Annotated in this window: 19 protein-coding genes; 10 read left to right on the top strand and 9 right to left on the bottom strand. The window is 65.9% G+C overall.

Annotated elements, in window-relative coordinates:
• Window positions 1–34: 34 nt before the first annotated feature.
• The gene (ponA2, locus tag AWC07_RS09845; RefSeq protein WP_036413780.1) at window positions 35–2,449 is read right to left on the bottom strand and encodes a transglycosylase/D,D-transpeptidase PonA2; all 2,415 of its coding nucleotides are present in this window, start codon (window positions 2,447–2,449) and stop codon (window positions 35–37) included.
• Window positions 2,450–2,809: 360 nt separating this feature from the next.
• Here ponA2 and AWC07_RS09840 point away from each other — a divergent pair, with 360 nt between their 5' ends.
• Window positions 2,810–3,160, top strand: coding sequence for a WhiB family transcriptional regulator (locus AWC07_RS09840; protein ID WP_036413777.1), 351 nt, complete (start codon window positions 2,810–2,812; stop codon window positions 3,158–3,160).
• Between the two features lie 471 nt (window positions 3,161–3,631).
• On the opposite strand, the gene bagB is transcribed toward AWC07_RS09840, so the two are convergent.
• Window positions 3,632–4,792, bottom strand: coding sequence for an ATPase BagB (gene bagB, locus AWC07_RS09835; protein ID WP_036413776.1), 1,161 nt, complete (start codon window positions 4,790–4,792; stop codon window positions 3,632–3,634).
• Window positions 4,789–5,814, bottom strand: coding sequence for an ATPase BagA (gene bagA, locus AWC07_RS09830; RefSeq protein ID WP_036413774.1), 1,026 nt, complete (start codon window positions 5,812–5,814; stop codon window positions 4,789–4,791). The genes bagB and bagA overlap by 4 nt, the downstream gene beginning before the upstream one ends.
• Before the next feature lie 76 nt (window positions 5,815–5,890).
• Here bagA and sp36 point away from each other — a divergent pair, with 76 nt between their 5' ends.
• Genes sp36 through AWC07_RS09820 form a run of 3 tightly spaced genes read left to right on the top strand, consistent with a single transcriptional unit; the run spans window position 5,891 to window position 7,298 of the window.
• Window positions 5,891–6,052 (top strand): Sp36 family protein, encoded by a 162-nt coding sequence (gene sp36 / locus AWC07_RS26800; RefSeq protein WP_023368608.1) that lies wholly within the window; start codon window positions 5,891–5,893, stop codon window positions 6,050–6,052.
• The gene (locus AWC07_RS09825) at window positions 6,052–6,516 is read left to right on the top strand and encodes a RidA family protein (RefSeq protein ID WP_036413771.1); all 465 of its coding nucleotides are present in this window, start codon (window positions 6,052–6,054) and stop codon (window positions 6,514–6,516) included. The genes sp36 and AWC07_RS09825 overlap by 1 nt, the downstream gene beginning before the upstream one ends.
• Complete coding sequence (locus AWC07_RS09820; RefSeq protein WP_036413769.1) at window positions 6,513–7,298, top strand: MBL fold metallo-hydrolase; 786 nt, start codon at window positions 6,513–6,515, stop codon at window positions 7,296–7,298. Before AWC07_RS09825 ends, AWC07_RS09820 begins: the two co-directional genes overlap by 4 nt.
• A gap of 54 nt (window positions 7,299–7,352) precedes the next feature.
• On the opposite strand, the gene crp is transcribed toward AWC07_RS09820, so the two are convergent.
• Window positions 7,353–8,027, bottom strand: a complete 675-nt coding sequence (gene crp / locus AWC07_RS09815) for a cAMP-activated global transcriptional regulator CRP (RefSeq protein WP_036413767.1) — start codon at window positions 8,025–8,027, stop codon at window positions 7,353–7,355.
• A 98-nt stretch (window positions 8,028–8,125) separates the two neighbouring features.
• Window positions 8,126–8,473: a hypothetical protein gene (locus AWC07_RS09810; RefSeq protein ID WP_036413764.1), complete on the bottom strand. Its 348-nt coding sequence runs from the start codon at window positions 8,471–8,473 to the stop codon at window positions 8,126–8,128.
• 173 nt (window positions 8,474–8,646) lie between these two features.
• On the opposite strand from AWC07_RS09810, the gene nth reads away from it, so the two are divergent.
• From nth to marP, 4 genes are read left to right on the top strand one after another with little or no spacing between them, the layout of a single operon-like run.
• Window positions 8,647–9,327 carry an endonuclease III gene (nth, locus tag AWC07_RS09805; protein WP_139829626.1) on the top strand — a complete coding sequence of 227 codons (681 nt, stop codon included), beginning with the start codon at window positions 8,647–8,649 and terminating at the stop codon, window positions 9,325–9,327.
• A gap of 8 nt (window positions 9,328–9,335) precedes the next feature.
• Window positions 9,336–9,974: a TlpA family protein disulfide reductase gene (locus tag AWC07_RS09800; protein ID WP_036413790.1), complete on the top strand. Its 639-nt coding sequence runs from the start codon at window positions 9,336–9,338 to the stop codon at window positions 9,972–9,974.
• A 55-nt stretch (window positions 9,975–10,029) separates the two neighbouring features.
• Complete coding sequence (locus tag AWC07_RS09795) at window positions 10,030–10,794, top strand: NUDIX hydrolase (protein ID WP_036413757.1); 765 nt, start codon at window positions 10,030–10,032, stop codon at window positions 10,792–10,794.
• Between the two features lie 14 nt (window positions 10,795–10,808).
• Complete coding sequence (gene marP / locus AWC07_RS09790) at window positions 10,809–12,002, top strand: acid resistance serine protease MarP (RefSeq protein WP_139829625.1); 1,194 nt, start codon at window positions 10,809–10,811, stop codon at window positions 12,000–12,002.
• On the opposite strand, the gene AWC07_RS09785 is transcribed toward marP, so the two are convergent.
• Together AWC07_RS09785 and AWC07_RS09780 are read right to left on the bottom strand one after the other, a co-directional pair.
• Window positions 11,995–12,963, bottom strand: coding sequence for an alpha/beta fold hydrolase (locus AWC07_RS09785; RefSeq protein ID WP_036413752.1), 969 nt, complete (start codon window positions 12,961–12,963; stop codon window positions 11,995–11,997). The two genes, marP and AWC07_RS09785, sit on opposite strands and share 8 nt — an antisense overlap.
• On the bottom strand, window positions 12,964–13,485 hold the full coding sequence (locus AWC07_RS09780; RefSeq protein WP_036413750.1) for a phage holin family protein: 522 nt from the start codon (window positions 13,483–13,485) through the stop codon (window positions 12,964–12,966). It lies immediately after the preceding gene.
• A gap of 261 nt (window positions 13,486–13,746) precedes the next feature.
• Here AWC07_RS09780 and AWC07_RS09775 point away from each other — a divergent pair, with 261 nt between their 5' ends.
• Both AWC07_RS09775 and AWC07_RS09770 read left to right on the top strand, forming a co-directional pair.
• A complete protein-coding gene (locus AWC07_RS09775) occupies window positions 13,747–14,445 on the top strand; it encodes a chymotrypsin family serine protease (RefSeq protein WP_036413747.1) in 699 nt (232 codons plus the stop codon).
• Between the two features lie 643 nt (window positions 14,446–15,088).
• A complete protein-coding gene (locus tag AWC07_RS09770; RefSeq protein WP_051508006.1) occupies window positions 15,089–19,561 on the top strand; it encodes a non-ribosomal peptide synthetase in 4,473 nt (1,490 codons plus the stop codon).
• Window positions 19,562–19,598: 37 nt separating this feature from the next.
• Here the strand turns inward: AWC07_RS09770 and acs are convergent, their stop codons facing one another.
• Both acs and AWC07_RS09760 read right to left on the bottom strand, forming a co-directional pair.
• Window positions 19,599–21,551: an acetate--CoA ligase gene (gene acs / locus AWC07_RS09765; protein WP_036413744.1), complete on the bottom strand. Its 1,953-nt coding sequence runs from the start codon at window positions 21,549–21,551 to the stop codon at window positions 19,599–19,601.
• Entirely contained in the window at window positions 21,548–22,030 is a 483-nt protein-coding gene (locus AWC07_RS09760) for a DUF4232 domain-containing protein (protein WP_051508008.1), read from the bottom strand. The genes acs and AWC07_RS09760 overlap by 4 nt, the downstream gene beginning before the upstream one ends.
• Window positions 22,031–22,077: the final 47 nt, after the last annotated feature.

Below are 22,077 nucleotides of genomic sequence, written 5' to 3'. Positions count from 1 at the left end.
GCGACTGATCGCTTGTGTCTACCGCAACACGACCCTACGGAGGCGGTGGCGGAGCCAGCAGTGGAATGGTGATCGGCGGCAGCCCGGGGATCTCGATGACCTGCGAACCGATCGGGACCGGCGGCCCGTCCTCCGGCGGCGGCGGCGGTGGCGGCGGGATGCCGTTACTGATCTGGATCGTGATGATCGAACCCGGAATGGTCTGGCCGCTGGGCGATGTTCCGACCACTTCGCCGTACTTGGCGCTGCTGTTGACGGCGTTGGGCTGGTCGGCGACCTGGAAACCGGCGTCCCGCAGACGCTGGCGCGCCTGGTCCACGTCCAGCCCGGCCACGCTCGGCACCCGGGAGGCCGCCGAGCCTTCGACGTACCGCGGATCGGTGGGCGGCAAGTGCACCTCGCCGAAGTTGTTGGCGATCGGCTTCATCGCGGTGAACCAGGTCCGGGCCGGCTCGTTCCCGCCGTACAGGTCACCATTGCTGCAGTGGCGCAGCGGGCCAGAACACAGATCGGTCGGTGACGTCGAGTCGTCGTAGATGTAGTTCGCCGCCGCATAGCGATTGGTGAAGCCGACGAATCCGGAGGACCGGTGTGCTTCGGTGGTGCCGGTCTTTCCCGACATCGGCAGGTCCCAGCCGGCGGCGCCGGCCGAGCCGGCTGCGGTGCCGCTACCCACGGCGTCCTTGCTCATCGCGTTGGCAAGGGTGTTGGCCAGCCCTTCGGGCACCACTTGTTCACAGGTCTCGGTGGTGACGGAAACCTGGTTGCCGTTGCGGTCGATCAGCTTGTCGATCGGGTTCGGCGGGCACCACACGCCGCCGGAGGCCAGCGTGGCGGCGACGTTGGACAGTTCCAGCGCGTTGACCTCGATCGGACCCAGGGTGAACGACCCGATGTTCTGGCGTTTGACGAAGTCGGCCAGGCTCTCGTTGCTGTCGGGGTTGTAGTCGCGCGCGGTGCCGGGATTGGCATAGGACCGCAGGCCGAGCTTGATGGCCATGTCGACGGTGCGGCTCACTCCGACCTGCGAGATCAGCTTGGCGAAGGCGGTGTTGGGGGAGGTGGCCAGCGCGTCGGTGACGTTCATCGATCCGCGGTAGTTGCCGGCGTTGATCACGCACCAGGTGTCTTTCGGGCAGCCTTTGGCTCCCCCGCTGCCCAGGCCCTTGGCCTGGAACCGGGGCGGCGCGTCGAGTTGGGCGTTGATACCCATACCCATGTCGAGCGCGGCGGCCGTGGTGAAGATCTTGAAGATGGATCCGGCGCCGTCGCCCACCAGCGAGAACGGCTGAGGCCGCATGGTCTCACCGGCCTCGGTGTCCAGGCCGTACTTGCGGTTGCTGGCCATCGCCAGCACCTTGTGTGAGTCCTTGCCCGGTGCGATGACGCTCATCACGCTGGAGATGCCCGCCAGGTTCGGGGGAGCGAATTTGTCGACCGCCGCCTTGACCGGGACCTGGACGTCGGGGTCCAGCGTGGTGCGAATCAGGTAGCCGCCCTTGGCCAGCTGGTCTTTGCTGATCCCCGCGCGGGACAGGTACTCCTGGACGTAGTCGCAGAAGAAGGCGCGGTCGCCCGCTGCGATGCAGCCGCGGGGCAACTCGTTGGGTTGCGGCAAGACCCCCAGCGGCTGCGCCTTGGCGGCACGCAGTGCGTCGGCCTCTTGCGGGATGTTCTCGATCATGGTGTCGAGGACCAGATTGCGCCGGGTCAGCGCGCCCTCGGGGTTGGTGTAGGGGTTCAGTGTGCTGGTCGACTGCACCATGCCCGCCAGCAGCGCCGCCTGCTGCCAATTCAGATCCGAGGCGTTGATGCCGAAGTACGTCTGCGCCGCGTCCTGCACGCCGAACGAGTTGTTGCCGAACGACACCAGGTTCAGGTACCGGGTCAGGATCTCCGGTTTGGTGAAGGTCTTGTCCAGGGTGAGCGCCATCCGGATCTCGCGCAGCTTGCGCGCCGGGGTCGTTTCGACGGCTGCCCGCTTCTCGGCGTCGGTTTGGGCGGTGACCAGCAGCTGGTAGTTCTTGACGTATTGCTGCTCGATGGTCGAACCGCCGCGAGTGTCGAGGTCGCCGGAGGCGTAACCGGCGAGGCCGGTCAGGGTGCCCTGCCAGTCGACGCCGTTGTGCTCGGCGAAGCGCTTGTCCTCGATGGAGACGATCGCCAGCTTCATGGTGTTGGCGATCTTGTCGGAGGGCACCTCGAACCGGCGCTGCGAGTAGAGCCACGCGATGGTGTTGCCCTTCGCGTCGACCATCGTCGACACGGCCGGAACCTCCCCCTGAAGGAGTTGAGCCGAGCCGTTCGCCACTACCTCGGAAGCGCGATTGGACATCAGCCCGAGCCCGCCTGCGAAGGGGAACATCAGTGCCGTGGCCACGACGCTGGCAAGCACACAACAGCCCGCGAGCTTCAGCAGGGTAAGTGCCACCGGGGGGCGATCGGACATGCGTACTACAGTAGCGGCCCCTTGTCACGCCCCCGCGCCGCGAGACTGAAAAAATTCTTAGGAAAGCGGTGACGGCGGCGCCGTCGGCGCCCCGGCGGTTATTTTGCGCGTGCGTCACAGGTCAGGGACCTAATCGGGGACCGAGGGGGTGCTTTTCCCCCGGCCGATCGGCAGAAGTCGGGACGCGCGTCCCAAAAAAAGCGTTATCAGACTGTTGCGCAATTGCCACCTGACCACCTAACTTATAAGCGCAGTGAGATTCAGGTAACACCGATGTGCACAGTGTGTCTTAGGTCGCAACATCGGCTGGTACCCGAGGAGGGCGGTCGCGATCAGCGGCCGGGAGGAAGGGATCAGCTCGTGTCAGGAACACGTCCGGCCGCTCGAAGGACAAACCTCACGTCGGCGCAAAACCTTCTCCGCAGTACCGACGCGGAGGAACGGATCAACTGGGTGTCAAAAGCGCTGTGCCGGGCGACGGACCCGGACGAACTGTTCGTCCGTGGAGCCGCGCAGCGCAAAGCCGCGGTGATCTGCCGTCACTGTCCGGTAATGCAGGAATGCGCGGCCGACGCACTCGACAACAAGGTCGAGTTCGGGGTGTGGGGCGGCATGACCGAGCGTCAGCGACGGGCACTGCTCAAGCAGCATCCTGAGGTGGTCTCGTGGTCGGACTACCTCGACAAGCGCAAGCGTCGCAGCGTCGGTTAAGGCTCTCGGATCGGGGTGCAGGCGAGCCGGTCGGCCCCTCGTTCCTCATTACGATTTTGTTACGGTGGCAGGTCGCCGACTCTAATTGCCTTGTGTCCAACAGAAACTGGCGTATGCGCAATAGCGCAGTTTTCTCACTGTATCGTTGTTCGGCGCGGTGGGGGCCGGTTTCGCGAATGTTCGACGCCGAGTGTGATTCGACGGCGTCCAGCGGGTGGCCGGGGCGTTTGCGCGTGCGCTTTCGGCGTCGAGTGTGAGTCGTGGGTGTCGAGTGTGTGGCTGGGGCGGAGAAGTCCGGGGCGGCCGCGCCCAGGGTTCACGGTCGACGCCCTCAGCACGCGCTCGATGCCGCCGGGCGGAGTCGCAGCTAGCGGGCCGCATCGTCGCCGACGGGGGCCTGGTTGGTCGGCTTCTCAGCGGCCCGCCGCGCGGGCCGCTTCGTCGCCGACGGGGGCCTGGTTGGTCGGCTTCTCAGCGGCCCGCCGCGCGGGCCGCATCGTCGCCGACCGGGGCGATCTGATCGGCGAGCGCGCGCAGCGCATCCAGGTCCGAGACGTCGAACGGCAGCGACGGGACCCCGACGACAGGCACGTGTGGATTGGCCCCGGTGAACCGGGAAAGCAGCCGGATTTCTCGCTTGGCCGTCTGCCCGCGGTCGGCATGGATCCGCAGCACCGCGGCCGCCAGCGACGTCGCCTCCGACTCGCCGTGCTCCTCTTCCAACGTTTCGGTCGCGTCGATAGCCCGTTCGACGGGTAATGCGCACAGCATCGGGTGGGTGCGGTTCAACACCAGGCCCGCCAGCGGCATGCCTTCTTCGGTCAGCCGGTCGACGAAGAACGACGCCTCGCGCAGCGCATCGGGCTCGGCTGCCGACACCACCACGAACTGGGTGCCGCGCCGCTTCAGCAACGCATAAGTTCGGTCAGCCTTCTCGCGGAAACCTCCGAATGTGGCGTCCAACGATTGCACGAATGCGGCGGCATCACTCAGCATTTTCGAACCGAGCACAGTAGACATCGCCTTCATGGCCAAACCCATAACACCGGTTACCAACCGGCCGATACCCCTGCCTGGAGCAAGCAGCAGCCGCCACAGCCGACTATCCATGAAGCTGCCCAATCGTTTTGGCGCGTCCAGAAAGTCCAGCGCGTTGCGTGACGGCGGGGTGTCCACCACGACCAGATCCCAGCGGTCCTGCGCCAGGAGCTGCCCCAGCTTCTCCATGGCCATGTATTCCTGGGTGCCGGCAAGCGATGTAGCGACGGTCTGGTAGAACTGGTTGTCCAGAATCGATTGTGCCCGTTCGGATCCGGAGTATTGGACCACCATTTCGTCGAACGTGCGCCGCATGTCGAGCATCATCCCGTGCAGCTCACCGGGCACCTCCGGGGCCAGTGGCACCCGTTGCGGGGTGTTACCCAGGTCGTCGATACCCAGCGCCTGAGCTAGCCGCTTGGCCGGGTCGATCGTCAGGACGACTACAGTGCGGCCATATTCGGCGGCGCGCATGGCAATTGCCGCGGCAGTGGTGGTCTTGCCCACACCACCGGCCCCGCAGCATACGATAACCCGGTTGGACGTGTCGGCCAGGATCGAGGCCATGTCAAGAGGTTTCGGTACGGTGCTCATCGAACCCCCTGCTGTGCAAGCGATTCCGAAAGCTCGTACAAGCTGCCCAAGTCGACACCATCGGAAATCGTGGGTAATTCCAGCCGTGGAACATGCAACGCGTCAAGCTGTTGCGCGGTCTCGGCGCGTGCGCTGATTCGGCTGGCGTGCTGGATCGTCTCGGTCAGCAGACCGGCGAAATCTGTTGCCGCCAGCTCGATTCCGGCCATTGCCAAACCGGACCGTACCGAGTCGGCATCGACATCGCCCTCGGCTGCCTTCGCTAGGTCCTCGGCGCTCAAGTAGGTCGGAATATTGCGGTTGACGATGACGCTGCCGATCGGCAACTGCATGTCGGCCAGCTCCTCGATCGCTTCCAGGGTTTCCTGCACGGGCAGCGCTTCCAGCAGCGTCACCAGATGGATAGCGGTCTGATCGGAGTGCAGCAACCTCACCACCCCTTCGGCTTGCGAATGCACCGGCCCGCCCTTGGCCAGATCGGAGACCGCCTTGGTGACGTCCAGGAAGCGCGCGATGCGGCCCGTTGGGGGCGCGTCGACGACGATCGCGTCATATACCGGGCTCTTGGTCCCCTTGTTGAGGCGGACCACCGTTTCCTTGATCTTGCCGGTGAGCAGCACATCGCGGAGACCGGGCGCGATCGTCGTCGCGAACTCGATCGCACCTACGCGTCGCATTGCCCGGCCCGCGATGCCCAAGTTGTAGAACATGTCGAGGTATTCCAGGAACGCGGCTTCGATATCGATTGCCAGCGCGTTCACCTGCCCGCCGCGTTCGGCGGTCGCGATCTTGACCTCCTGATAGGGCAGCGGCGGCACATCGAAAAGCTGCGCAATCCCTTGGCGCCCTTCGACTTCGATGATGAGGACCTTGCGGCCTCCGGCTGCCAGAGTCAGCGCCAGTGCGGCCGCGATGGTGGATTTCCCGGTGCCGCCCTTCCCGGTCACGAAGTGCAACCGGGCCTTCGATAGGCGCGACGGCCAGCCGACGGAAGGACCGTCGTTAGGTGTGTTCGCCACCATCGCATGCTAGCCCTACCGCCTCACCCGGCCGCCGGGCTGGCCGGAGGTCATCAACCGGGGCGGATAAGCTCGCGTCATGACCCAACCCTCCGCATGGGAGTACGCAACGGTTCCGCTGCTCACGCACGCCACCAAACAGATCCTCGACCAGTGGGGAGCCGACGGCTGGGAGCTGGTCGCGGTGTTGCCGGGGCCAACCGGCGAGCAGCACGTCGCCTACCTGAAGCGTCCGAAGTAATGGACGCTAAATCCCGGCTCGCGCAACTGGGCATCACGCTTCCGGAGATGGTGGCGCCGCTGGCGGCCTACGTGCCGGCGGTGCGCACCGGCAACCTCGTCTACACCTCGGGGCAGCTGCCCTTCGAGGCCGGGAAGCTGGCCTGCACGGGCAAGGTGGGCGCAGACATCACGCCGGAGGAGGCCAAGGCCGCGGCGCGCATTTGCGCGCTCAACGCGCTGGCGGCGGTGGATTCGCTGGTGGGCCTGGACTCGGTGACGCGGGTGGTCAAGGTGGTCGGGTTCGTCGCCTCCGCACCGGGCTTTCACGGTCAGCCCAGCATCATCAACGGAGCCTCGGACCTGCTTGCCGAGGTGTTCGGCGACAACGGCGCGCACGCGCGTTCGGCCGTCGGCGTATCCGAGTTGCCGCTGGGAGCACCCGTCGAAGTCGAGTTGATCGTGGAGGCCGGCCAGCGGCCGTGACCGAGCCGCTGACCCATCCCGCCTACGGCCGGCTGCGGCCGGTCACCGACACGGCATCGGTGCTGGTGGCCGACAATCCCGGCCTGATGACGCTGGAGGGCACCAACACCTGGGTGCTGTGCGGACCGGGCAGCGACGAGCTGGTCATCGTCGATCCGGGGCCGGGCGACGACGAGCACCTCGCCCGGGTCGCCGCGCTGGGCCGCATCGCGCTGGTGCTGATCAGCCATCGCCACGGCGACCATACCGACGGCATCGACAAGCTGGTCGAGCTGACCGGGGCACCGGTAGGCGCCGCGGACCCGCAATTCCTGCGCGGCGATCAAGTGGCGCTGAGCGACCGGGAAGTGATCCAGGCTGCCGGGCTGGAGATCACGGTGCTGGCCACCCCGGGTCACACCGCCGACTCGCTGTCGTTCCTCCTCGACGATGCCGTGCTGACGGCCGACAGCGTGCTGGGCCGCGGCACCACCGTTCTGGACAAGGACGACGGCAGCCTGTCCGACTACCTGGAATCGCTACATCGGCTGCGCGGTCTGGGCCGGCGTAAGGTGCTGCCCGGGCATGGGCCGGAATTGGCGGATCTCTCGGCAGTCGCGCAGGGGTACCTCACCCACCGGCACGAACGTCTGGAGCAGGTGCGCTCGGCGCTGCGGGACCTCGGCGACGATGCCACCACCCGTCAGGTCGTCGAACATGTCTATGTCGACGTCGACGAGAAGCTCTGGGATGCGGCCGAATGGTCGGTGCAGGTGCAACTGGACTATCTGCGCCGAGACTGAAAATTTGCAGCCAAAGCGCGAGTGGAGGCCTGCAGAATTACAGGCTCGGCGAAGCTAGCGAGCCCGGCGCGCCAGGCGTTCGGAGTCGGAGATGAGCACGCTCTTGCCCTCCAACCGGATCCAGCCGCGGTGAGCGAAGTCGGCCAGCGCCTTGTTCACCGTCTCCCGCGAAGCTCCGACCAGCTGGGCGATCTCCTCCTGGGTCAGGTCGTGGGTGACCCGCATCGCGCCGCCCTCCTGGGTGCCGAAACGCTGGGCGAGTTGCAGCAGCTGCTTGGCCACCCGGCCGGGCACGTCGGTGAAGATGAGGTCGGCCAGGTTGTTGTTGGTGCGCCGCAACCGGCGGGCCAGGACGCGCAGCAGCTGCTCGGCGATTTCCGGACGATCGGCGATCCACGCCCGCAGCGCGTCGCGGTCCATCGAGACCGCCCGCACCTCGGTGATGGTGGTCGCGCTGGACGTCCGGGGCCCGGGGTCGAAGATCGACAGCTCGCCGAACATGTCGGACGGTCCCATGATGGTCAGCAAGTTCTCCCGGCCATCCGGCGAGCGGCGCCCGATCTTCACTTTGCCCGAGATGATGATGTACAGCCGATCGCCCGGCTCACCTTCGGCGAAAACCGTGTGTCCGCGGGGGAAGTCAACGGGCTGTAGCTGCTTGGTCAGTGCCGCGACCGCGCCGGGCTCAACCCCTTGGAAGATTCCTGCCCTTGCCAGGATCTCGTCCACGTTGCCTCTTCAGCTTTCCAACGAAGTGATACGGGCAGGCCGTCCCTCTTGACCAGCGCCGGTGTACAGGTTAGGCCAATCGGTACGACGTGCCAACGCTACACACGATTGACGTGTCGAGTCGCCTTAACCCGGGAATGGATGTGTCGGGGGGCGGCACGGTACGGATCGGCGTGATGGTTGCCGGTGAGCGCCCTGGCGGCGGGGGCCTCGGTCAGCGCCGGCGCCTGGCGTCGGTGCAGATAAGCCAGCGCCTCCGGCATGCCCTCACGGGCCAGGCGGTGCACATCGACGGCCTGAGCCTGCTCGAGAAACTCGGCAACGTCCGAGGCGGTCACGGTATTGCAGGAAAGCGCTTGTTCCAGCCGACCAAGGCCGAGGGTCGTCAGCATCAGCAACGCCGGAACGCACGCCACCAGCAACCACGACACAAGGAGAGTAAACATGGCCTTGAATCAACACGAGGTCTCGGTCAGATCACGAAATCAGTACTCTGTCGTAGGTGACAGCGGCAAAGTCGTCCGGGCCTACCCGGCCCAAACCAGCCACGCCCGCCACCGACGCCGCCGAGCGCTGGTCCGCCGAAACCCGCACCGCGTTGGTGCGCCGCGCGCGACGGATGAATCGCCTACTGGCACAAGCCTTTCCGCGTGTGTACTGCGAATTGGACTTCACCAATCCGCTCGAGCTGGCGGTGGCCACCATCCTCTCGGCCCAAAGCACCGACAAGAGGGTGAACCTGACGACGCCGGCGTTGTTCGCTAAATATCGGACGGCGCTCGACTATGCCAAAGCGGACCGTACCGAGCTGGAAAACCTCATTCGCCCCACTGGTTTCTTCCGTAACAAGGCGAACGCATTGATAGGCCTCGGGCAAGCTCTGGTCGAGCGGTTCGACGGCGAGGTGCCCGCCACCATGGCGGAACTGGTGACGCTGCCGGGAATCGGGCGCAAGACCGCGAACGTGATCCTCGGCAATGCCTTCGGAATCCCCGGGATCACGGTCGACACCCACTTCGGGCGGTTGGTGCGGCGCTGGCGCTGGACCGCCGAAACCGATCCGGTGAAGGTCGAGCACGCGGTCGGCGAACTGATCGAGCGCAAGGAGTGGACCGTGCTCAGCCACCGGGTGATCTTTCACGGCCGCCGGGTGTGCCATGCCCGCAAGCCCGCCTGCGGTGTCTGCGTGCTCGCCAAGGACTGCCCTTCCTTCGGACTCGGCCCCACCGAACCACTGCTGGCCGCACCGCTGGTCCAGGGCCCCGAAACCGAGCACCTGCTGGCCCTTGCCGGCCTGTGACACCTCGCCTGACCCCGAAAACCCGCTGGACCATCGCGGTCCTGGCGGTGGTCGCCATCCTCATCGTGGCGCTGGTCGCCCAACTGCGCGACGACTCCCCATCCACCGCAACCCAACAGGCGCCGGCGGCGCGGGACCACCGGGATGCCGACACCGTCGCGGCGCTGGCCGGGCCGCGGCGGCGGGCAAATCTGCCGGCCTGCCCGGCCGCCGGTGACGGCCCAGGCTCACCGGCACTGAGCGGCGTGGTGGTGGAATGCGCGGCCGACGGTTCGGCCGTCGACGTGGCCCGGGCGCTGGCCGGACGGCGGGTGTTGCTCAATCTATGGGCGTACTGGTGCGCGGAGTGCATAGCCGAACTGCCCGCGATGGCCGAATATCAACAACGGGCCGGGCCCGACGTCGTGGTGGTGACGGTGCATCAGGACGAGAATGAGGCGGCCGCGTTACTGCGGTTGGCCGATCTCGGTGTTCGGTTGGCGACCCTGCAGGACGACCGCCGTAAGGTGGCGGCAGCATTGCGGGTGGCGAATGTGATGCCCGCGACGGTGCTGTTGCGGCCGGACGGTAGCGTGGCCCAGACCCTGCCGCGCGCTTTCGCCAGCGCCGAGGAGATAGCGGCTGCGGTCGGAGACAAGGCGTGGTGAGCGGTTGGAGAGAAGGCGGGCAGGTGCACCCGACCAGCCCGACAAGGAGGCGCCGGTGAACGCTGGGGTTGCCCTGACGCCCGAGGTCGGCCCGTCCTGGCTGCGCCCGCTGGTCGACAACGTGGACCGGGTGCCCGACGCGGTCCGGCGGCGGCTGCCGGGCGAGGTGCTGGCCATGGTGACGGCAGCCCGGGCGACCGCATCCCTGCGCCGCAACGACCGGGAGGCCGCTGTTCTGGTGCTGTTCTCCGGTCCCGAGTCCGGGCGGGCCGACGGCGGCGTTCCCGACGACGCCGACCTGCTGCTGACGGTGCGGGCGTCGACCTTGCGTCACCACGCCGGTCAGGCGGCCTTCCCCGGCGGCGCATCCGACCCCGGAGACCAGGGTCCGGTGGCCACCGCCTTCCGAGAAGCCCATGAGGAGACCGGGCTCGACCCGGCCAGGCTGCACCCACTGGCCACCATGGAACGCACCTTCATCGCTCCGTCGCGATTCCACGTCGTCCCGGTGCTGGCGTATTCACCCGATCCGGGGCCCGTGTACGTCGTCAACGAGGCGGAAACGGCCATGGTGACGCGGGTTCCGGTGCGCGCCTTCGTCAATCCGGAAAACCGGCTGACGGTGTACCGGCGGACCCTGAGCCGGCGCTGGGCCGGACCGGCGTTTCTGCTCGACCACATGCTGGTATGGGGATTCACCGGTCAGGTGATTTCGGCGGTGCTCGACGTTGCGGGATGGGCCAGGCCCTGGGACACCAGCGATGTCCGCGAACTGGACGATGCGATGGCGCTGGTCGGTGAGCAGGGTGGACTGCGATGAACTCGATGAATGCCATGACCCCGTCACAATGGCTCGATATCGCGGTATTGGCGGTCGCCTGCATCGCGGCGATCTCGGGCTGGCGGTCCGGTGCGCTGGGCTCGATGCTGTCGTTTGCCGGTGTGCTGCTGGGCGCGATCGCCGGCGTGCTGCTGGCGCCCCACATCGTCGCCCACATCGCCGCCCCCCGGGCCAAGCTGTTCACCGCGCTGCTCTTGATCCTGGGACTGGTCGTGGTCGGCGAAGTCGCAGGTGTGGTGCTGGGCCGGGCCGTGCGCAGCGCTATCCGCAACCGGCCGATCCGGGTGATCGACTCGATCATCGGGGTGGCGGTGCAGCTGGTCGTGGTGCTGACCGCGGCGTGGCTGCTGGCGACGCCGCTGACCCAGTCGAAGGATCAGCCGGAGTTGGCGGCGGCGGTTCGCGGTTCGCGGGTGCTCGCCGAGGTCAACGAGGTGGCACCCACCTGGCTGAAGACGGTGCCCAAGCGACTTTCGGCGCTGCTGAACACCTCGGGCCTGCCGCAGGTGCTGGAGCCCTTCAGCCACACCCCGGTCATCCCGGTCGCCTCGCCCGACCCGGCGCTGAGCGACAACCCGGTGGTGACGGCCACCGCGCCGAGCGTGCTCAAGATCCGCAGCCTGGCGCCCAGCTGCCAGAAGGTGCTGGAGGGCAGCGGCTTCGTGGTTGCGCCCGAGCGCGTGATGACCAACGCGCACGTGGTCGCCGGGTCCAACAGTGTGCAGGTGTACGCGAGCGGCAAGCCCCTGGACGCGACCGTGGTGTCCTACGACCCTTCGGTCGACATCGCGATCCTGGCCGTCCCGCATCTGTCGCCGCCGCCGCTGGTGTTCGCCCAAGAAGAAGCCAGAACGGGCACCAGCGTCGTGGTGCTGGGCTACCCGGGCGGCGGCAACTTCACCGCGACGCCGGCCCGGATCCGCGAGGCCATCAAACTCAGTGGTCCCGACATCTACCGCAACCCGCAGCCGGTCACCCGCGACGTCTACACCATCAGGGCCAACGTGGAACAGGGAGACTCGGGCGGGCCGTTGATCGACCTCAACGGTCAGGTGCTCGGCGTGGTCTTCGGCGCGGCCGTCGACGACCCGGACACCGGGTTCGTGCTCACCGCCGGTGAGGTGGCCAGTCAGCTGGAGAAGCTCGGGGCCACCCAGCGCGTCGCCACCGGGGCGTGCGTCAGCTGAGCCGGTGCACCTGATCGAGGAACCGCGCCAGCTGCCGGTTGACCTCTTCGGGCGCTTCCTCATGGCTGAAATGTCCAGCGCCGGAGACGGATACGTAGCGTCCGTGCGGTGCGTAACGCTGGGTGCGCTCGACCGGATCGGCCAGCACGTAGGGATCGGCGTCGCCGCGCAGGTGCAGCAACGGCACGCCGAGTTGCCGGCGCATCGATTTCATGAAGCGCCGGCCTTCGCCGCGCAGCTGACTGCGCACCGCCCAACGCTGATACTCCAGCGCGGAGTGCGCGGCCGCCGGAATCCGGATGGCTTGCCGCAGATAGCCGATTGTCTGTGAAAAGTCTTCGGAGGCAACCCATTTGGCGCTGCTGCGAATGCGCACCAGGCGCTCGATTTCGGCCGCGTCATGTCGGGTCAATAGGCGCTCGGGCCACAGCGGCACTTGGTAGCGCAGCAATGTCGGCAACAGCGCGCGGCCCTGGTCTCGCCTGGTCAGGGTGGACCGTCGCAGCGCGGCCGGGTGCGGTGAGCTGATCAGCGCGATGGACCGCACCAGCCGGGAGTGCAGCAGCGCGGTGGTCCAGCAGGCGAGCCCGCCGTCGGCGTGACCGACCAGCGTCGCCGAGGAGTGTCCCAGCGCGCGGATCAATCCGGCCGTGTCACCGGCCAGGGTCCAGCCGTCGTAGCCGCGGGGCGGTTTGTCGCTGCCGCCATAGCCGCGCAGGTCGACCGCGACCACCCGGGCACTCGTGAGCCCGCGCAGCTGATGACGCCACGACCACCAGAACGAACCGAACCCGTGCAACAGCATCACCAGGGGCCGTGCCATGGCCGGTATGGCCGGCTCCGTCGCGTCCGGGTCGGCCGGAATGGCCTCGACGACATGGAACCGGATGCCGTTGGCGTGCACGTCCAGATGCCGCCATGGCCCGTCGATGCGGGTCATCGACGGATCTGGTGCCGGCACTTACCAACCCGACGGATCGGTGGGCGTCTTGCTCTCGGGTGCCGCCGCGGGGTGTATCACGGCCGGGGTCTTGTCGTGGCCCGGCATGAGCGCGGTGCGGGTCTCCTTGACCGACTCGATGGTCTGCCGCGGTCCCCGGATCCGGCGGACCTTCAGGAAACCCAACAGGGCGAGCACGACGGTGGTCACCACCATGAGGGCGAACACGATCAGGAACGCCACCCAGCGCCACAGCCACGAGTCGAGCAGCTCGGCGAGGAAGAAGAACAGGAAGAAGGTCGAGTAGAACAGCACGACCAGCGCGGCGATGAAGAACACGCTGCCGGTCAGACCCTTCTTGACGTCGCGAGTGATCTCGGCGCGGGCCAGCTCGATCTCGGCGCGCACCAGCGTCGACATCTGGGTTGTCGCGTCTTTGATCAGGTCGCCTATGGACGGTTCACCGGGCCGGGCGTGCGGATCGGCCAACGGAATCGTGGTCAGCGTGCTGGGCACACCGGTCTGGCGATCAGGTTTGCTCACAGACGATCCTCTCGCGTTGACGGGCCACGGTTTCGCGGTAGCCGCGGTTTATGTTGCCATGCGCTTCGGCGCCGTACGAGGCCAGCCGAACACCGTGAGTTACCGGGCGGTTTGAACCTATTAAATTGACGATCCGCGGCCACACCTAACCGCATCGGACGTAATCTGACGATCATCTACACTGGCGCATCTGTCCTTTGATGTCCGGTGATGTCCGGTAGATCTCCAACAGAGGTCCAACCTCCAGACGGGAGTACCACTTTGCAGACGGCGCACCGCCGCTTCACCGCGGCGATCGTGGCCGTGTTCCTGGCTGTTGGGTTTCTACCCGCGGGCACCGCGGCTGCCGACGACAAGATTCCGTTGGGTGGCGGTGCGGGCATCGTCGTCAACGGGGGGACGTTGTGCACGTTGACGACCATCGGCCACGACAAGAACGGCGACCTCATCGGATTCAGCTCCGCGCACTGCGGCGGTCCGGGCGCGCCCGTCGCCGCCGAGGGCGCCGAGGCCAAAGGCATCGTGGGCACCATGGTCGCCGGCAACGACACCCTCGACTACGCGGTGATCAAGTTCGATCCGGCCAAGGTGACGCCGGTGGCCGACTTCAACGGCTTTGCGATCAACGGCATCGGTCCCGATCCGACGTTCGGTCAGATCGCCTGCAAACAAGGACGATCCACGGGCAACTCGTGCGGGGTCACCTGGGGTCCGGGCCAGGATCCGGGCACCATCGTGATGCAGGTGTGCGGCGGCCCCGGCGACTCGGGCGCGCCGGTGACGGTCGACAACCTGCTGGTCGGGATGCTGCACGGCGCCTTCAGCGAGAATCTGCCCGGCTGCGTCACCAAATACGTTCCGCTGCATACCCCGGCGGTGGTGATGTCGATCAACGCGGACTTGGCCGACATCAACGCCAAGAACCGGCCGGGCTCGGACTTCGTCCCGATCCCGGGCTGAGCTATTTCGCGGCTATTTGGCGGCTATGTGGCTGCCCGGACTTGGGTTCCGCCGCTTCCGAACGGGTTTGGTGGGTCCCGGAACAACAGTAGGGTCTTATCCGCCTGACTTCAGGCGGATAAGACCCTACTGGTTTGTCGACGAGGTCAGTCGATAACAGTGTCGGCGTGGAACGCGGGAGCCGTGTAGGCGCCCTCGGTTTCGCAGAACAGCAGCTCGTGTGCCATGTGGTTCTCTCCTTCAGCCAGAGTGAAGAACTGTCGTTGGCTCTTCTCATCCTCTGGCGCAGAGCTTGCCAGGTTCCGGGAAACGGAACATCCCCCGAACGGTTGCCGATTAGGGGGAATTTTGGGGGAATGTCTACCCAACCGTCTAGAGGACACCATGGCCCCCGATCGGGGGACATGGGGTAGCAGTCCACCCAGCGCGCCCGAGAGGTCGATGCGAATGAAGCGGTTCGGCGGCTAAACTCTATCGCGGCGATGTCGGGCGTGCTGAGCACACGTGTTGTATGTCGGTTGCGATGATCTAGGTGGAAAGCAAATGGCATGGGTCTGGATCATTGCCGGGACTCTTCGCGGGACATGCCCCGCGTTGATTTGTCGAAGCAGTCGGACGCCATTCGCTGACATGCCGGTACCTGATGCCTGAGTCCACCAGCTTGCAGAACGGCATGCCGGCTGATGAGCAGTCGCTCGCGCTAACCCGTGGGCAGCTTGATATATGGCTTTCGCAGGAGACAACTGGCTCGGGAATACCGTGGCAGGCGAGCTTTTTTGTGGTGATCGACGGCGTCGTCGAGCCAGGCCTGATCGAGCACGCGGTCCGGCAGGCGCTCGCCGAGTGCGAGCCGCTGCGAGCCGGAATTTTCGAGGTGGACGGACATGTGTATCAGAAGTTTGCGGACTATCCAGCTGCCGCGGTCCCCTTCTTCGACCTGAGCAGTTCGCCCGAGCCCGTTCAGGAAACGTACAAGCTGGCCTCGTCAATGCAGCGTGAGCCCATGCCGTGGACTGGGCCATTATTTCGATTTGCGTTATTCCGTACAAGTCCCAATCGATTTCACTTGTTTGTCTGTCTGCACCATATAATTGTTGACGGATTTAGTTCTGTGATGTTCGTCAGTCGAATTGCGACGAGCTACTCAGCCATCGTGTCCGGGGTAGCGGCTCCGGAATGCACTTTCGGTACGCTGCGCGATCTTGTCGGTACCGAATTAGCGTACGAGGCGTCCAGAAGGTATCGAGAAGACCTGCGGTTCTGGAAAGAGAACCTTCCGTCACACCGCCAGCCGGTGACCTATCGGTGCGCGGATGCCGGTGACGGGGACAATTACTTCGCGTCGGCACCGGTGGCACTGGACGCTGCCGCCGTGCAGAGAATCGACGATCTGTCGCAGACGTTGGGCGTCAGCCGACGGTCGGTCATCGCGGCGGTGTGTGGACTCCTGGTGCAGACCTGGGACCACAGCGGACCCGAGGTGGTACTCGATTTCCCGGTAAACAGACGCACCAGTGAAAAGTTGAAGACGATTCCGGGGATGGTTGCCGGGGTGGTTCCGCTGAGGTTGACGACACCGCCAACCTCGTCTGTTGGCGAGCTGTGCATCCAGGCGGATTCACAGATACGTCAAGTCGTTCGGCATCAACGGTTCCCGGTGCAAACCCTGAGCGGCCCGCTTCGTGGAGTTGCGCTGAATTTCTTCCCGTCCACGACGGTCCCGCAATTCGGCGATGCGCCGGCTTCGCTGGTGTATACCAACTTCGGCCGTGGGGATCGGTTCGGGTTGTTCTTTATGAATGAGGGCAACCGGCTGTTTCTCAGCACCGCAGGTCCCGGCGCGCCGTCGTCGGATTTTGAGGGCGCCGCTATGGCCGACAGACTGGCGCGGCTTTTCACGCTCATCGCCGCCGATCCGGGACGGCGGTTGTCATCGATCGATCTGCTCGATCAATATGCGGACCGCCATATTCATGCGTGGAGCAATCATGCTGCGCTGACGATTCCAGCTGCTCCCGGTCCCTCGATTCCGGCGCTGTTCGCCGCCCAAACGGCGCGGACAGCTGATGCCGTCGCCGTGACATCCGCGGACTGCGTGTTGACCTACCGGCAACTCGACACAGCCAGCAACCGACTTGCGTCTCTGTTAGCCGGCCGTGGGATAGGCCCCGGTGATGTGGCGGCGGTGCTGCTGCCACGCAGCGGCCGCGCCATCGTGGCAATCCTGGCAGTCCTCAAAGTGGGAGCCGCCTACCTGCCCATCGACCCGGATTACCCCCGCTCCCGCGTCGCTTTCCTGCTCGAGGACACCGCACCGCCGGCCGTTCTGACCGCTGGTGACCTGACCACGCTTGTGGACAGCCATGACGTCGCGGTCATCGACGTCGACGCCCCTGCTATCGCCGCCGGCACCGGAACCCCGCTCCCAGCGCCTGACGCTGACGAAATCGCCTATGTGCTTTACACTTCCGGCACTACGGGAACGCCCAAAGGTGTGGCGATCACCCATCGCAACATTGTTCAGCTCGTCAGCTCGGCTACGCCGCTCAGCGCCCAAGCCGAACTCACGGTGACGCAATGCCATTCCTATGCTTTCGATTTTTCGGTGTGGGAAATCTGGAGCGCACTGTTGCACGGCGGGCGCCTGCTGGTGGTAGGTGAAGACGTAACCCGCTCCCCCAACGACTTTCACGCTTTGCTGGCGGCGGAAAATGTCACCGTACTAACCCAGACGCCCTCAGCGGTTGCGGCCTTGCCGACGGACGGGCTGACCGGCACGACACTCGTGGTTGGGGGTGAACCATGCACCGCCGAAGTGGTGGACCGCTGGGCGCCCGACCGGGTGATGGTTAATGCCTACGGCCCAACCGAATCCGCCGTCTGTGTCTCCATCAGCGAACCGCTGACTGCGGGTTCAGGTGTGGCGCCCATCGGACGTCCGCTGCCGTGGACCGCGCTGTTTGTATTGGACCCGTGGCTACGGCAAGTTCCCACCGGGGTGGTGGGCGAAATATATGTTGCGGGAAGTCAAGTGGGGCTTGGATATTGGCGACGCTCCGGGTTGACGGCGTCACGTTTTGTGGCGTGCCCATTCGGCGGAACTTCAGCGGCGGGAAGCCGTATGTACCGCACCGGCGATCTGGCCTGTTGGGGCGCTGATGGCCAACTGCACTACAAGGGTCGCTCCGACGAACAGGTGAAGATCCGCGGCTACCGCATCGAGCCTGCCGAGATCGCCACTGCGCTAGCGCAGTCACCGGGAGTGGAGCATGCGGCCGTCATCGCACGCGAAGACCGTGTCGGCGAGAAACGTCTGGTGGGCTACATCACCGGCGCGGCCGACCCGAACGTAGTCCGCGCCGGGCTGAAAGACCGCCTGCCCCATTACATGGTTCCGGCAGCCATCATGACGCTCAGGCAGTTGCCGGTGACAGTCCACGGGAAACTCGACGTTGCCGCGCTGCCCATTCCGGACCACACCGCTGACCGGTACCAGGCGCCGACGACACCGGTGGCCGAAATCGTGGCCGGAATCTACGCGGGGGTCCTCGGCCTGCAACGCGTCGGCGCTGACCAATCATTCTTCGACCTGGGCGGCGATTCGTTGCTGGCGATGCGAGTGGTCGCAGCAGTCAACACCGCTCTGGGCGCAGACCTGTCCGTGCGGGTGTTGTTTGATGCCCCGACGGTCGCCGAACTGACGCCGCATATTAACGCCGGATCGGCTGCGTCGCTGCCTCTGGTGGCGGTTGAGCGGCCTGAGAAGGTGCCGTTATCCCTTGCCCAGCACCGCATGTGGACCATCATCCAGTCGCAGGGCCCGTCGGCTGTGTTCAACATCCCCTGGGTGTACGAGTTGCACGGCCCGCTCAACACGGAGGCGTTGCGACAAGCCTTAGCCGATGTGGTGAGTCGTCATGAACCCTTGCGCACCGTTTATCCCGCCGTAGACGGCGTTCCGCATCAGGTCGTATTGCCGGTTGAAGAGGCGCAGGTGTGCTGGGAAGTCGTCGATGCCACCGCGTGGACGCCCGATCGGCTCCGCGAAGTTGTCGCCGCCCAAGCCTGCCACCACTTTGACATCGCCGCTGAAATGCCGCTACGAACCCGGCTATATCGCGTGGCCGACGACCAAAACGTGTTGGTTCTCGTGCTGCACCATATCGCCGTTGACGGCTGGTCACTGGCCCCGCTGGCGGCCGATCTCAGCCTCGCCTATCGCAGTCGATGTGCCGGGCAGATCCCCTCCTGGGAACCGTTGCCCATCCAATACATCGATTTCGCCCTGTGGCAACGCGCATACCTGGGTGATCCGGAAGATCCCGACAGCATGATCGCCGCGGACCTTCGCTACTGGGAGGAAACGCTTGCGGGTATGCCCCCGCCTCTCGAGTTGTCGCCCCAACCCGGCGCCACTTCGTACGACAATCGTGGCGACACGGTCGTTGTGCAGTGGCCGGCCGCATTGCACCGCCAGATTATGCAAGTGGCCCGAGAGCACCGCGCCACCAGCTTCATGGTCGTCCAAGCGGGCTTGACTGCCCTGCTGGGCCTACTTACCGGCCGCAACGACATCGTTATGGGCATAGTGGTCGCTGGTCGCGGCCATCCGAGACTCGATGATTTGGTCGGCATCTTCGTCAACATCATGTTGCTGCGCACCGAGGTGACCGGTGACCTCGACTTCGCACACTTGCTAGCACAGGTGCGCACCCGCGGCCTGGAAGCGTTCGACCATCAGGACATGCCCTATGGATTTCTCGTCGAGCGGATCAACGCCGCTCGCTCGGCACCCCCGGGGCCGCTGACTCAAGTCGTGCTGGCCTGGCAGAACAACAAGCCCGCCGAGCTCGTATTGGGCGAGTTGGACATCACCCCTGTTTCGGTGCACACGAAAACCGCGCGAATGAATTTCTTGTTGTCGCTGACCGAACAATTCAACGATACCGGTGAGCCCGCCGGGATCAGCGGGGTGGTTGAATATCGCACCGCCCTCTTCAGCCCTACGGTTATCGAGACCGTCATCGAGCAGTTGGAAAGGCTGTTGACGCTGGTGACGGCCTGCCCGCAGCGGCGGTTGTCGTCAATCACCGAACTCGATCTGGCATCCCGTTAAAACCGCGGCGGCTTGGTGGTCCCGATCCCGGGCCGAACTACTTCGCTGCCCGGATCGCGTCGAATACACCGGGATCCAACAGCGTCGACGTGTCACCCAGTTCCCGGTTTTCGGCGACATCGCGCAGCAGCCGGCGCATGATTTTGCCGCTGCGGGTCTTGGGGAGTTCCGGCACCACATGGACCTCACGGGGCCGGGCGATCGGCGAGATCTCCCGGGCCACTTCGGAGCGCAATTCTTCGGCGGTCCCGTCGTGCGGTTCGTAGTTGGCCCGGAGCACGACGAACGCGCAGATGGCCTGGGTAGTGGTCTCGTCGGTAACCCCGACCACGGCCGCCTCGGCCACCCCGGAATGGCCGACGAGCGCCGATTCCACCTCGGCGGTGGAGATGCGGTGCCCGGACACGTTCATTACGTCGTCGATGCGGCCCAGAATCCAGATCGCGCCATCGGGATCGATGCGCGCGCCGTCCCCGGCGAAGTAATAGCCCTTGTCGGCGAATTTCGACCAGTAGGCGTAGTGGTAGCGCGCCGGATCACCCCAGATACCGCGCAGCATCGACGGCCACGGCTGGTCCAAAACGAGATAACCGGTCACGTGCTCGTCGCCATCGGTGTCCGGTTGCAGCGGATCGCCGTGGTCGTCGACGATCTTGGCCGAGATGCCGGGCAGCGGTGTCATCGCCGACCCGGGCTTGGCCGCGGCGACACCGGGAAGCGGCGAGATCATCGCCGAGCCGGTCTCGGTCTGCCACCAGGTGTCCACCACCGGGACCCGGCCCGCGCCGATGACGTCGCGGTACCAGCGCCACGCCTCGGGGTTGATCGGTTCGCCGACCGAGCCGAGCAGCCGCAGGCTGGACAGGTCGTGGACGTCGGGGATTTCACGACCCCATTTCATGAACGTCCGGATCAGTGTCGGCGCGGTGTAATAGATTGTGACACGGTATCTTTCGATGATCTGGAAATGCCGGTGCTCGTCGGGGGTATTCGGTGTGCCCTCGTAGAGGACCTCGGTGATACCGGCGGACAGCGGTCCGTAGACGCCGTAGGTGTGGCCGGTGACCCAGCCGATGTCGGCGGTGCACCAGAACACGTCAGTCTCCGGCTTGACGTCGAAAATGGTGTGCATCGTGTAGCAGCTCTGGGTCAGATAGCCGCCGGTGGTATGCAGGATGCCCTTGGGCTTGCCGGTGGTGCCCGACGTGTAGAGCAGGAACAGCGGCTGCTCGGAGTCGAACGCTTCCGGCGTGTGTTCGGCTGCGGCGGGGTCGACGACGTCGTGCCACCACAGGTCGCGATCGTCGTTCCAGGCCACGTCAATTCCGGTGCGCCGCACCACCACAACGTGTTCGACCGGGCTGTCGGGGTCGTTGACCGCCTCGTCGGCGGCGTCCTTGAGCGGCATCGGCTTGCCGCGCCGGTACTGTCCGTCGGTGGTGATCAGCACCTTGGCCTGGGCATCGGCGATCCGGGCGCGCAGTGCGTGCGCGGTGAAACCGCCGAAGACGACGGTGTGCATGATGCCCAGCCGAGCGCACGCCAGCATGGCGATCACGGCCTCGGGGACCAACGGCATGTAGATGGCCACGCGGTCGCCGGCGACCAGGCCGAGGCCGGTGAGCGCGTTGGCCGCCTTGCACACCTGGGTCAGCAGCTCCGAATACGTCAGGGTGCGGCGATGATCGGTGGGCTCGCCCTCCCAGTAGATGGCGACCCGGTCGCCCTGGCCGGCTTCGACGTGGCGGTCCAGGCAGTTGTAGGCGACGTTGAGTTTGCCGCCGACGAACCATTTGGCGAACGGGGCATCGGACCAGTCCAGGACCTCGGTGAACGGCGTCGCCCAGGACAGCAGGTCGGCCTGCTTGGCCCAAAACCCAAGGCGGTCTTCCTCGGCCGCGCGGTACAGCTCCTCGCGGGCGTTCGCCTGCTCGACGAAGTGTTGCGGCGGCGGGTAACAGGACGGGACTTCGGCGGCGGTCTCGGTCACTCTTGCGAGCCTAGAACGACCGGGTGAACCTGCAATTGGCAGGCCTCGATGCCGGTCGGCACCGTGACGGCGCTGGCGGCGCCCGGGGGAGTTACGCGTAGCTCGGTGTAGGTGGGGCAGGGATTGCCGTTGCCGTCGATGGCGGTGCCTTCCACAATGGCCTGCGCCGGTTGCGATTGCGTCAGGGTGACCGTCGGTGGGACGCCGACGTTTGCCGGTAGGCCGCCCAGGTAGCCGCGCAGCGTGTGCTCGGCATAAATGAGCGGACCGCCCGCACCCGAGTCGACGTCGGGATAGCCGGTGAGCGTGCACGGCATGGCGTCGTCGGCGAGCGCGAAGGTCAGCGTGATGGCGCGGTGGCCCACGGCGGCCTGGGGTTGACCGGCGCTGACTATCAGCTGCCCCGCCGAGCACGGGGGTGGCTGATCGGCCGGCGCGGCCGCAGCCGGCGGGCACGCTAGGGCGCTTGTCGCGGTCAAGGCGAATGCGACGAGTTCGCGGGTGCAGCGCAGGTGAGGTTCGGGCA

The organism is Mycobacterium gastri (assembly GCF_002102175.1).
Lineage (GTDB): Bacteria > Actinomycetota > Actinomycetes > Mycobacteriales > Mycobacteriaceae > Mycobacterium > Mycobacterium gastri.
This window is presented reverse-complemented; position numbering and strand designations above follow the sequence as displayed.

Excerpts from the sequence above, each read along its gene's own strand:
- ponA2 (WP_036413780.1), bottom strand. The coding sequence starts at position 2,449 with ATGTCCGATCGCCCCCCGGTGGCACTTACCCTGCTGAAGCTCGCGGGC.
- bagB (WP_036413776.1), bottom strand. The coding sequence starts at position 4,792 with ATGAGCACCGTACCGAAACCTCTTGACATGGCCTCGATCCTGGCCGAC.
- bagA (WP_036413774.1), bottom strand. The coding sequence starts at position 5,814 with ATGGTGGCGAACACACCTAACGACGGTCCTTCCGTCGGCTGGCCGTCG.
- sp36 (WP_023368608.1), top strand. The coding sequence starts at position 5,891 with ATGACCCAACCCTCCGCATGGGAGTACGCAACGGTTCCGCTGCTCACG.
- AWC07_RS09825 (WP_036413771.1), top strand. The coding sequence starts at position 6,052 with ATGGACGCTAAATCCCGGCTCGCGCAACTGGGCATCACGCTTCCGGAG.
- AWC07_RS09810 (WP_036413764.1), bottom strand. The coding sequence starts at position 8,473 with ATGTTTACTCTCCTTGTGTCGTGGTTGCTGGTGGCGTGCGTTCCGGCG.
- nth (WP_139829626.1), top strand. The coding sequence starts at position 8,647 with ATGAATCGCCTACTGGCACAAGCCTTTCCGCGTGTGTACTGCGAATTG.
- marP (WP_139829625.1), top strand. The coding sequence starts at position 10,809 with ATGACCCCGTCACAATGGCTCGATATCGCGGTATTGGCGGTCGCCTGC.
- AWC07_RS09770 (WP_051508006.1), top strand. The coding sequence starts at position 15,089 with ATGCCTGAGTCCACCAGCTTGCAGAACGGCATGCCGGCTGATGAGCAG.